The 10,155-nt window shown below is 53.1% G+C and carries 11 protein-coding genes; 1 reads left to right on the forward strand and 10 read right to left on the reverse strand.

From position 1 onward, the window contains the following. The 10 genes from CRG49_RS14000 to mnmE form a co-directional block, all read right to left on the reverse strand. Positions 1 to 171 (reverse strand): helix-turn-helix domain-containing protein (locus tag CRG49_RS14000; protein ID WP_157807888.1); only part of this gene is annotated, 171 nt, incomplete at its 3' end. A 16-nt stretch (positions 172 to 187) separates the two neighbouring features. Next, positions 188 to 661: a pseudoazurin gene (locus CRG49_RS10845; protein ID WP_097784616.1), complete on the reverse strand. Its 474-nt coding sequence runs from the start codon at positions 659 to 661 to the stop codon at positions 188 to 190. Positions 662 to 691: 30 nt separating this feature from the next. Next, positions 692 to 1,486 carry an ABC transporter ATP-binding protein gene (locus tag CRG49_RS10850; protein WP_095503558.1) on the reverse strand — a complete coding sequence of 265 codons (795 nt, stop codon included), beginning with the start codon at positions 1,484 to 1,486 and terminating at the stop codon, positions 692 to 694. 11 nt (positions 1,487 to 1,497) lie between these two features. Next, positions 1,498 to 2,721 carry an ABC transporter substrate-binding protein gene (locus tag CRG49_RS10855; RefSeq protein ID WP_095503557.1) on the reverse strand — a complete coding sequence of 408 codons (1,224 nt, stop codon included), beginning with the start codon at positions 2,719 to 2,721 and terminating at the stop codon, positions 1,498 to 1,500. Positions 2,722 to 2,782: 61 nt separating this feature from the next. Next, on the reverse strand, positions 2,783 to 3,817 hold the full coding sequence (locus CRG49_RS10860; protein ID WP_095503556.1) for an iron ABC transporter permease: 1,035 nt from the start codon (positions 3,815 to 3,817) through the stop codon (positions 2,783 to 2,785). A 185-nt stretch (positions 3,818 to 4,002) separates the two neighbouring features. Beyond that, entirely contained in the window at positions 4,003 to 5,112 is a 1,110-nt protein-coding gene (locus CRG49_RS10865; RefSeq protein WP_095503555.1) for an ABC transporter substrate-binding protein, read from the reverse strand. 314 nt (positions 5,113 to 5,426) lie between these two features. Further along, the gene (locus tag CRG49_RS10870) at positions 5,427 to 5,759 is read right to left on the reverse strand and encodes a zinc ribbon domain-containing protein YjdM (RefSeq protein ID WP_095503554.1); all 333 of its coding nucleotides are present in this window, start codon (positions 5,757 to 5,759) and stop codon (positions 5,427 to 5,429) included. A gap of 140 nt (positions 5,760 to 5,899) precedes the next feature. Next, positions 5,900 to 7,957 carry a methionine--tRNA ligase gene (gene metG / locus CRG49_RS10875; RefSeq protein ID WP_095503553.1) on the reverse strand — a complete coding sequence of 686 codons (2,058 nt, stop codon included), beginning with the start codon at positions 7,955 to 7,957 and terminating at the stop codon, positions 5,900 to 5,902. A 127-nt stretch (positions 7,958 to 8,084) separates the two neighbouring features. After that, entirely contained in the window at positions 8,085 to 8,348 is a 264-nt protein-coding gene (locus CRG49_RS10880) for an alkaline protease (protein ID WP_157807905.1), read from the reverse strand. A 142-nt stretch (positions 8,349 to 8,490) separates the two neighbouring features. Next, positions 8,491 to 9,855 (reverse strand): tRNA uridine-5-carboxymethylaminomethyl(34) synthesis GTPase MnmE, encoded by a 1,365-nt coding sequence (gene mnmE, locus CRG49_RS10885; protein ID WP_095503551.1) that lies wholly within the window; start codon positions 9,853 to 9,855, stop codon positions 8,491 to 8,493. A gap of 157 nt (positions 9,856 to 10,012) precedes the next feature. Between mnmE and CRG49_RS14005 the strand changes: the two genes are divergently transcribed. Beyond that, a partial coding sequence (locus tag CRG49_RS14005; protein ID WP_157807900.1) for a helix-turn-helix domain-containing protein occupies positions 10,013 to 10,155 on the forward strand: 143 nt, incomplete at its 3' end.

Here is a 10,155-nt window from a genome sequence, read left to right on the forward strand (position 1 = left end):
CTGTTGTGCTTTTCGGTAACAGTAGGTTCCGTTGACGGAATGCCGTCTGATTTCCCGACTGACGGTGGCGGGATGACAACCGATGTTCTGTGCGATTTGGTTTAGGGGTAGGTTGCGGTAATGTCTGGAAATGTAGTATCTTTGGTGTGAGGTCAGTTGTGTGTAGGCCATATTGCAATCTTTCTTGTCAGGAAAGGCAGTATACTACCGCATACTGGCCTTTTCTGTTATTGGAAATTGCACTTGTTAGGCGAATGTAAGGGCCTTTATTCTGCATGGCGCGTTTTTCCATTTCGTCCACCGCCGCTTGCGCTTGGGCTTTGTTAACCGGCTTGCCGACTTGAATCACGCCGCTCATGTTCATCATGCGGTGCGGCGGGCAGGTGTACACATACACGCCTTCTTTGGTCAGCTTCAGGGTAAATTCTTGATCTTCTTCCGACAAAAAGTTTTCCACACCTTCCGGCACGGCTTTGCTTTGCACCCAATGGCCTTTGTGGGTCGGCTTGAAGGTAACGGTGTCGCCGACAGCGGCTTTAACAAAACCCGGCTCAAACACCATGCCGCCATCGGCGCCATTGTTGAGCATTTTTACTTCGTGGTTGGCGGCAAACGCGCTGACAGAAGCAGTCAGCAACAGGGCAAACAGGGATTTTTTCATTTCGGTTTCCTTTTTATGGATTCAAACACATTAAGCGGTAAAGGTTTGGCTGCTTTCAGACGGCCTGTTTCGTAAAGGGCGGATCACCGGTGCGCCGAAGCGGTCATACAATAATTCGACATCAACTTGATACAGCTGGCTGATTAATTCGGGCTGCAACACGTCTTTCGGCGCACCTTCGGCATGCACTTTGCCACCGCCGATTAACACGATGCCGTCTGAAAACTGCGCGGCCAAACTCAAATCGTGCAACACCATCAGCGTGGTCAGGCCGTTGGCGTGGGTGTAGTTGACCACGCGCTCAAGCAGGTTGATTTGATGGTGCATGTCCAGCGCGGACACAGGCTCATCGAGCAGCAGGATTTCCGGCCGGTGCATCATCACTTGGGCAAACATCACCAATTGCCGCTGGCCGCCGCTCAAGTTCATCACATCATGATGCGCCAGATGGGCAATGCCGAGCGATTCCATGATGCCGGCCGCTTCGTGCAGCATCTCGTCGCCAACATGCAGCCCCAAGCCGTCCATGCGGCCGAGCAGCACCACTTCCAAGGCGGTCAACGCGGCTTCGGCAAAAGTGTTTTGCGGCATATAGCCTATGCGTTTGCGCCAGCTTTGCAGGGTGAGTTTGCTCAAATGCTCGTCTTTGTAGCGGATGCTGCCTTGGTGCGCCACTTCGCCGAACAGGGTTTTCAGCAGCGATGATTTGCCCGTGCCGTTGGGGCCGAGGATGGTGTACACCTTGCCCGGCTCAAAGGCCAGATTGATTTGGTCGGCCACCACGAAACTGCCGCGGCGGATGTGTACGTTTTCAAGTTGAATCATTTCAGACGGCCTTAAGCAAAGAGAGCGGCAAACCAGTTTTTAATACGCTGCCACAAGGATAATTCGGCAGCAGGCTCGGCTTGGGCAGGCGCAGCATCGGCAGCGGCTTGGTTTTTACAATCGTCCAAACCGTCGCAGCCCAAGTGGATAAAGAATGTGCCTTGCGGCTCAACCGGCAGATATTTGCGGTGAAACGCGCGGTAGGTTTCTTCCGGATTCACATCGGCAAAGGCTTCGGGATACAGCGCTTTGGCGATGAATTGGGCGGATGCCAAGTCCGACAGCGAACGCGATGCGGTGTGGTAAATGCCGAACACGCGGCCATTTTGAATGGCCGGAATGTCTGCCCAACCGGCGCGCTCGGTGAAGCCTTTCAGGCGTTTTTGCGCTTCGTCGGCGGCAATGTCAATGCCCATCGCCATAGAAGTGGGCTGCTTCAGGCCGACTTCGGTGCCGGAAATAATCACCACATCGGGCTTGGCGGCAAGAAACTGCTCGGGGTTAATCGGCCCCCAGTCTTGGATAAACGGCGCGGCAATATTGTCGCCGCCCACGGTATCGGCAATCGCGCCCCACATGTTTTTGCCGAAGGTGAAACTGTGTTCGGCCGGGCCTTTATCGCCGAACTCAATGTAGATTTTCGGCTTGGGCTTGCCCGCTCCGGCCACGCGTTTTTGAATGTCGGCCATGCCCTTCGCATATTCGTCGGCAGCTTCTTTGGCGCGTTCTGGCGTGCCAGCGATTTCACCGAAAAGCTTGGCACTGGCGGTGTGGCGTTCGACCGTTTGCGCGTTGAAATCCACCACCACCACCGGAATACCCGCTTTTTCAAAACGCGGCATTTCTTCTTTTAAGGTGTCATACTGCCAATCGGCCAACACCACCACATCGGGCTTCATCGCCAAGGTTTTTTCAAATGAAAATGTGCCGGTGTTCACATTGCCGATGTCGCCGATGTTTTGCAGCGACGGGATTTTAGCAGCATAAAGCGACCAACTGCCGGGGTTGAACTTTTCCCAAAATTCGCGCGAAATGCCGACCACGTTTTCAAACTTATCGGCACCGGTCACGGCGATGTAATCGGGATAATAAAAGCCCAGCACCACGCGCTTGGCCGGCACATCGACTTGCACTTCACGCCCGCGCACATCGGTGAGCGTTTTCACTTCGGCTTGCGCGGTGAGCGCGGCTAGGCTGAATACGGCGGCGGCTAAAATACGGTAAACAGGCTTCATTGGTTTATCTCTCTATGTCATTTCTTTCAGACGGCCTGATTAAAAATAAGTTGTCTGAGAATTATCGCTTGGTCAACACAATCCAAAAGAAAAACGGCACGCCGACAAACGAGGTCACAATCCCCACCGGGAACAGCGCGCCGGGAATAATCACTTTCGACAACACGCTCGCCACCGACAAAAACGCCGCGCCCGCCAGCATCGAGCCGGGCAGGAAAAAGCGCTGGTCTTCGCCGAGCAGAATGCGTGCCACATGCGGCGCGACCAAGCCGATAAAGCCGATGACGCCGACAAAACTAATCGCCGTGGCGGTCATAATCGCCACCAGCACCAAGGTTTGAATGCGCAGGCGTTGTAGGTTGATGCCCAAACCGGCGGCGCGTTCTTCACCCAAACGCAGGGCGGTGAGTTTCCATACATCTTTCGCCAACAAGCTCACGCACACGGCAGTCACCACGGTAGTGACGATAACCGTTTCCCACGTTGCCTTAGTCAAACTGCCGAACAGCCAAAACAAAATCTGCTGCGAAATTTCCGGCGCGGCGATAAACTGAATCAGCGATAAAATCGACTGAAACAAAAACAACAAAGCAATCCCCACCAATACCAGCATGGCCGAATTGAAGCGGCGGATGGAAGCAAACGCAAACAACACCCCCGCCGCCAGCATGGTCATCACAAACGCGCCAATCGGCACGGCAAACGCATGCGGCAAACCGAAGTCGCCAAAGGCAATCACCAGCGACGCACCCAAACCGGCCGCCGCCGCCAAACCCAACGTGTAAGGGCTGGCCATCGGGTTATTTAGCAGGGTTTGGATTTCCGCACCGCCCACGCCCAAGGCCGCGCCGACCACCAAGGCCATCACCGCCATCGGCAGGCGCAAATCGTACACAATCACCTTGCTCATTTCGTCCGCACCCTGCATGTTCAGCAGCGATTTCACCACCTCGCTTACGGGCAACATAGAAGGGCCGGTCGCGATGTCAAACACAAAGCCAATCAGGCTGACGATTAAAAAAGAACAAACAACCAACCAGCGTTTGCGCTCCAAGGCGCGCTGGTTTTTGACAATATCGGCGGCGGTAGGGGTCATGATGAATTTTTTTAAAATGAATGGGATAAAGGTAAGAAACCGTTTTTTCAGACGGCCTTTTGATGAAGTCGTCTGAAAAAACGGACTCTGGCTACACAGGGCGAATCATACCATGCGCGGCATCAGGCCGTCTGAAAAGCGACAAGGCGGCAAGCGCATAGGCTTGCCGCTTTATCAATCATTCCTTATCGCGGATAAGTATAGAACGTACCGCTTGGCACCACCGGCAGGTTTTGACGGTAGAAATCCAAATAGGTTTTTTCCGGATTCAGGTCTTTAAACAGCTGTGGATAAATCGCTTTGGCCATAAACTGAATCGAAGCGCCGTCTGAAAGCGTGCGCGAATTGGCGTGGTATGCGCCGTAAACGCGGTTGTTTTTCACGGCAGGTAAATTGCTCCAGCCCGGGCGTTTGGTGAAACCGGCCAAGCGGCGTTCGGCATCGGCTTTGTTGATGCCCCAGCCCAACACCATCGCTTGCGGGTTTTTCTTCACTTCGGTTTCACGGCCGGTAATCACAATCACGTCAGGCTTGGCAGCCAACACCAATTCCGGATTAATCGGGCCGTAGTATTCCACTGCTTTGGCAGCGATGTTGTCGCCACCTACCAAAGTAGTCATCGAACCCCACATGCTCTTGCCGAAAGTGAAGCTGTGTTCGGCCGGACCTTTGTTACCGAATTCGGTGTACACCTTAGGCTTCGGCAAACCGGCTTTTTTCACGCGGCTTTGGATGGTATCAACGATGCGTTTGTAATCAGCAGCGAGCTTGGCGGCTTTTTTCGGCTGGCCGGTCAAGGTGCCGATGATGTGGGTCGATTTGATGTGTTTGTCGACGGTTTGCGCGTTGTAGTCCAACACCACCACCGGAATGCCGGCTTTATTGATGCGATCGAGATCCGAACCCAAAGCCTGATACTGCCAATCGGCCAACACCAGCAAATCCGGTTTCAAGGCCAACACTTTTTCAATCGAGAAGGTGCCGACTTCCACTTCGCCCACGTCGGTGAGCTGGTTCAATTTCGGCACGGCTTTGCTAAACGCAGCCCAGCTTGGCGGCGCCCAATCCGACCACACTGCTTTAGAAAAACCGACCACATTATTCAGCGCATTTTTGCCACCGATGGCCATATAGTCTTGATAATAAAAGCCCAATACCACGCGTTTGGCCGGTAAATCCACGGTTACTTTACGGCCGGCCACGTCGGTAATCTGCACCGGTTTGGCATAAGAAGTCACCGCACCCAGCGACAAAGCCGCGGCGATAGCAAGAGAAGACAAGCGCACAAGTTTCATAGCATATCCTTGAGTTAGAAGACAGTATTAATCGGGGGGAATGAAATGAGGAATTTAAATGAAATAATTTAATTTAAATAAAAATTATTATCTTTTACTAGAATAGGCGAAAATTAATAGTAAATCAAGTAAACAATATGAAATGAACGCCTCAAGAAACGTTGTTTTTCTGCTTGTTTATTTATGGCGTTGGGCTGTCTCCTAATAAATCAATAGAGAAGCAAATACCGTGATATCAAATAAAGCAAAGGCCGTCTGAAACATTTCAGACGGCCTTCACTACATTATCAACACAAGCATTTATTTTAACAAAATCAAGCCTTTTTGACAAAATCGGATTTCAGGTTCATCGCGCCGAAGCCATCAATTTTGCAACCAATATTGTGGTCGCCTTCCTGCAAACGAATGCCTTTTACTTTTGTACCTTGCTTGATGACCGACGAGCTGCCCTTCACTTTCAAATCCTTAATCAGCACCACGGTATCGCCATCAACCAGCTCGGCACCGTTGGCATCTTTGACCGACAAGGTTTCATCGGCGGCTTCTTCGCCGACTTGCCATTCGTGGGCGCATTCGGGGCAAACCAAGTTGGCGCCGTCTTCATAGGTATATTCGGATTGGCATTGTGGGCATGGTGGAAGTGACATGGGGATTCCTTTTTCGTTCTGGCTATTGCAATAATTTGACAGCATTATAAACGAAACAGGCCGTCTGAAGACTAAGTTTTCAGACGGCCTGTTTATTGCTTAAAAAGCGGCGACAATCTCCTAGCCGCTTTCAGACGGCCTTAACCCACTTTATCGCCCGGTTGCGCACCGGCATCGACGTCCAGCAATTTCAGTTTGCCTTCAGATGTGGCCGCGCTCAAGATCATGCCTTCGCTCATGCCGAATTTGGCCATTTTACGTGGGGCAAAGTTGGCCACGGCAATCACCATGCGGCCGTTGAGTTCGGCCGGATTCGGGTAAGAGGCGGCGATACCGGAGAAAATCACGCGTTGTGCAAAGCCGAAATCCAAATCGAATTTCAGCAGTTTGGTGCTGCCTTCTACCGCTTCGCAGTTCAGCACTTTGGCCACGCGCATGTCGATTTTCATAAAGTCATCAAAGCTGGCTTGCTCGGCCACCGGCGCGAATTTGCCCGCTTCGGCAGGCACGGCTTCGGCGGCGGCTTGGATGCTTTGTTTGTCGGCTTCGATTAAGTTATCCACTTGTTGTTGCTCCACACGTTGCATAAGGTGTTCGTATTTGTTGATGGCGTGTTCGCCTAAGGTTTGGCGGGTGTTTGCCCAAGTAATCGCGTCCAGATTCAGGAATTTGGCGGCGTTTTCGGCTACTTTCGGCAATACCGGTGCCAAGTAGGCAGTCAACACGGCAAAGGCGTTGATCAATTCGCTGCACACTTCATGCAGGCGCGCGTCTTGGCCTTCTTGTTTGGCCAATTCCCAAGGTTTGTTGGCATCAACGTATTCGTTCACGATGTCAGCCAAAGCCATGATGTCGCGCAGGGCGCGGGCGTATTCGCGGTTTTCGTATTGCTCGGCAACGGCTTCGCTTTGGGCGGTGAGCTTGGCCAGCAATTCGCTATCGGATACGTCTTTCAGACGGCCTTCAAAACGTTTGGCGATGAAACCGGAAGCGCGGGCGGCGATGTTGACATATTTGCCGACCAAATCACTGTTTACGCGGCTGATAAAGTCGTTCAGGTTCAAATCGATGTCTTCGATTTTGCTGTTGAGCTTGGCGGCGATGTAGTAGCGCATCCATTCCGGATTCAGGCCTTGGTCCAAATAGGATTTGGCAGTGATAAACGTGCCGCGCGATTTGGACATTTTTTGGCCGTCCACAGTCAAAAATCCGTGGGCGAAAATGCCGCTCGGTGTGCGGTAGCCGGAAAATTTCAGCATCGCCGTCCAAAACAGCGCGTGGAAATACAAAATGTCTTTACCGATGAAGTGATACATTTCGGTTTGGCTGTCGGCTTTGAAAAATTCGTCGAGATCCAAGCCGATGCGGTCGCACAGGTTTTTAAACGAGGCCATGTAGCCCACCGGTGCGTCCAGCCACACATAAAAATATTTGCCCGGCGCATCGGGGATTTCAAAGCCGAAGTAAGGTGCGTCGCGGGAAATGTCCCAATCCGACAGCGAGGTTTCTTCGCCTTCGCCCAACCATTCTTTCATTTTGTTCAAGGCTTCGGGCTGCAAATGCGGTTTGCCCAAGGCGTTGGTACCGGAAGTCCACTCTTGCAGGAAATCGGCGCATTCGCCCAGCTTGAAGAAGAAGTGTTTCGATTCTTTCAACACCGGCGTGGCACCGGATACGGCGGAATACGGGTTAATCAATTCAGTCGGCGCGTAGGTAGTGCCGCAGGATTCGCAGTTGTCGCCGTATTGGTCTTTGGCGTGGCATTTCGGGCATTCGCCTTTGACGAAGCGGTCGGGCAGGAACATTTGTTTTTCAGGGTCGAAAAGCTGCTCGATGACGCGGCTTTCGATTTTGCCGTTGGCTTTTAAGGCGCGGTAGATTTCTTCGGAAAACGCTTTGTTTTCAGGCGAATGGGTGCTGTAGTAATTGTCGTAGCCGATACCGAAGCCGGTAAAGTCGGCCAAATGCTCTTCACGCACTTTGGCAATCATGTCTTCCGGCTGCAAACCTTGCTTTTGCGCCGCCAGCATCACCGGCGTGCCGTGGGTATCGTCGGCGCAGCAGTAGTAGCACTCGTGGCCGCGCAATTTTTGAAAACGCACCCAAATGTCGGTTTGGATGTGTTCGACCATGTGGCCCAGATGGATGCTGCCGTTGGCATACGGCAGGGCGGAAGTCACTAGAATTTTTCGTGTCATGGTTTATGCTTTGGAAACAATCAATAAAGATGAAGGATTATAGCGTTTTCGCTGTATTTTGGCGAACAAAAGGCCGTCTGAAAGTTGACTGACTTTCAGACGGCCTGCGGCCTTTTGGATTTCGGGTTTAACGCACCTCACCGCACGCGCCTTTTTCCAGCTTGAGGATCTTGCCGCTGTCGCTGCACACGCTGCACGGATTGCCGAATGACTGTTCTACCGTGCGCCCGCCCTGCTCGATGGTGGCGCATACGGGGTCGTATTCGCGGGTGCAGATGCGTTTTTCACAGGAAGCGGTTTGGATTGCAGGCGCGGTCGGCGTCGAAGCCGACGGCGTGTGGTGGCAGGCCGCAAGCAACATCAGGGCGGCAAGAGCGGATAAGCGTTTCATCAGTTTCCTTTCTTTACAAACAATAGATTGGGATTGCCACGGCTTTTTGCACGGCATGCCGGCTTTGCGTCGGGCAGACATGCCCGACCTACGGTTTACCGACAGGCCGTCTGAAAAACGGTTGTTTTCAGACGGCTTGTGTTTATTTACCGATACAAAACCGCGAAAAAATCACGCCCAATAAATCGTCGGCGGTAAATTCGCCGGTGATTTCGCTGCACGCCACTTGTGCCAAGCGCAGGTGTTCGGCCAAGAGTTCGATTTGGTGGTTGCCGCACAGTGCGGCGTTTTCCAGCTCGGCTTCGGCAGCGTGCAAGGCAGTCAGGTGGCGGCTGCGGGCGAGAAACAGGCTTTCGCTTTCGCCCTGCCAGCCGATTTCCTGCAACAGGGCTTGTTTAAGCAAATCCAAGCCTTGGCCGGTTTTGGCGGAAAGTTTGATCAAGGTGTCGGCACCGGTTGGGGTAAGACCGTCTGAAATTTTTTCCACGGTGTCGCCGGTCAAATCGGCTTTGTTGTGGATTTCGATGCGCTTCAAGCCTTCGGGCAGGCCGTTGAGAATGGCTTGGGTTTTGGCGTTGATGCCTTCGCGCGGGTCAATCAGAATCAGCGCCACATCGGCTTCGTTGACGGCTTTTTGGCTGCGTTGAATGCCGATTTGTTCGACCACGTCGTCGGTTTCGCGCAGGCCGGCGGTGTCGATGATGTGCACCGGCACGCCATCGAGCGTGATTTGTTCGCGCACGGTGTCGCGGGTGGTGCCGGCGATGTCGGTGACAATGGCGATGTCGTCGCCGGCCAAAGCGTTGAGCAGGCTGGATTTACCCACGTTTGGCGCACCGACCAACACCACATTCATGCCTTCGCGCAAAATCGCGCCTTGTTCGGCACTGGCCAACACGGTTTTCAGACGGCCTTGCAGCTCGGCCAGCTTGCCGCGCGCATCGGCGGCTTCGAGAAAATCGATGTCTTCTTCGGGAAAATCCAGCGTGGCTTCGACCAGCATTCTGAGCGTAATCAAATCATCGACCAGCGCGTGAATATGCTGCGAGAACGCGCCTTTGAGCGAACGCAAAGCCATGCGGGCGGCGGATTTGCTCGAGGCATCAATTAAATCAGCCACGCTCTCGGCCTGCGCCAAGTCGAGCTTGTTGTTGAGAAAAGCGCGTTTGGTGAATTCACCCGGCTCGGCGGCTTTGGCACCGAGGGCGAAACAGCGCTGCAACAACATATCCATCACCACCGGCCCGCCGTGGCCTTGCAATTCAATCACGTCTTCGCCGGTAAAACTGGCGGGCGCGGCGAAATAGAGCATTAGGCCGTTGTCGATGGCTTGGCCGTCGGCATCGAGGAAATCGGTGTACAAAGCCACGCGCGGCTTGGGCGTTTTACCACCGCTCAATGCCTGTGCCAAAGGCAGCAAATCTTTGCCGGACAAACGAATCACGCCGACGCCGCCGCGGCCGGGCGCAGTGGCGATGGCGGCGATGGTGGGATTGGGTGCAGACATGGCCGTCTCTTTTCGGATAAATAAAGGGGATTATAACAAAGGCCGTCTGAAAAGGGTTTCAGACGGCCTTACATTCGCCTAACAAGTGCAATTTCCAATAACAGAAAAGGCCAGTATGCGGTAGTATACTGCCTTTCCTGACAAGAAAGATTGCAATATGGCCTACACACAACTGACCTCACACCAAAGATACTACATTTCCAGACATTACCGCAACCTACCCCTAAACCAAATCGCACAGAACATCGGTTGTCATCCCGCCACCGTCAGTCGGGAAATCAGACGGCATTCCGTCAACGG

It is taken from the genome of Neisseria sp. N95_16 (assembly GCF_002551535.2).
Lineage (GTDB): Bacteria > Pseudomonadota > Gammaproteobacteria > Burkholderiales > Neisseriaceae > Neisseria > Neisseria brasiliensis.

Excerpts from the sequence above, each read along its gene's own strand:
- CRG49_RS10845 (WP_097784616.1), bottom strand. The coding sequence starts at position 661 with ATGAAAAAATCCCTGTTTGCCCTGTTGCTGACTGCTTCTGTCAGCGCG.
- CRG49_RS10850 (WP_095503558.1), bottom strand. The coding sequence starts at position 1,486 with ATGATTCAACTTGAAAACGTACACATCCGCCGCGGCAGTTTCGTGGTG.
- CRG49_RS10855 (WP_095503557.1), bottom strand. The coding sequence starts at position 2,721 with ATGAAGCCTGTTTACCGTATTTTAGCCGCCGCCGTATTCAGCCTAGCC.
- CRG49_RS10860 (WP_095503556.1), bottom strand. The coding sequence starts at position 3,817 with ATGACCCCTACCGCCGCCGATATTGTCAAAAACCAGCGCGCCTTGGAG.
- CRG49_RS10865 (WP_095503555.1), bottom strand. The coding sequence starts at position 5,112 with ATGAAACTTGTGCGCTTGTCTTCTCTTGCTATCGCCGCGGCTTTGTCG.
- CRG49_RS10870 (WP_095503554.1), bottom strand. The coding sequence starts at position 5,759 with ATGTCACTTCCACCATGCCCACAATGCCAATCCGAATATACCTATGAA.
- metG (WP_095503553.1), bottom strand. The coding sequence starts at position 7,957 with ATGACACGAAAAATTCTAGTGACTTCCGCCCTGCCGTATGCCAACGGC.
- CRG49_RS10880 (WP_157807905.1), bottom strand. The coding sequence starts at position 8,348 with ATGAAACGCTTATCCGCTCTTGCCGCCCTGATGTTGCTTGCGGCCTGC.
- mnmE (WP_095503551.1), bottom strand. The coding sequence starts at position 9,855 with ATGTCTGCACCCAATCCCACCATCGCCGCCATCGCCACTGCGCCCGGC.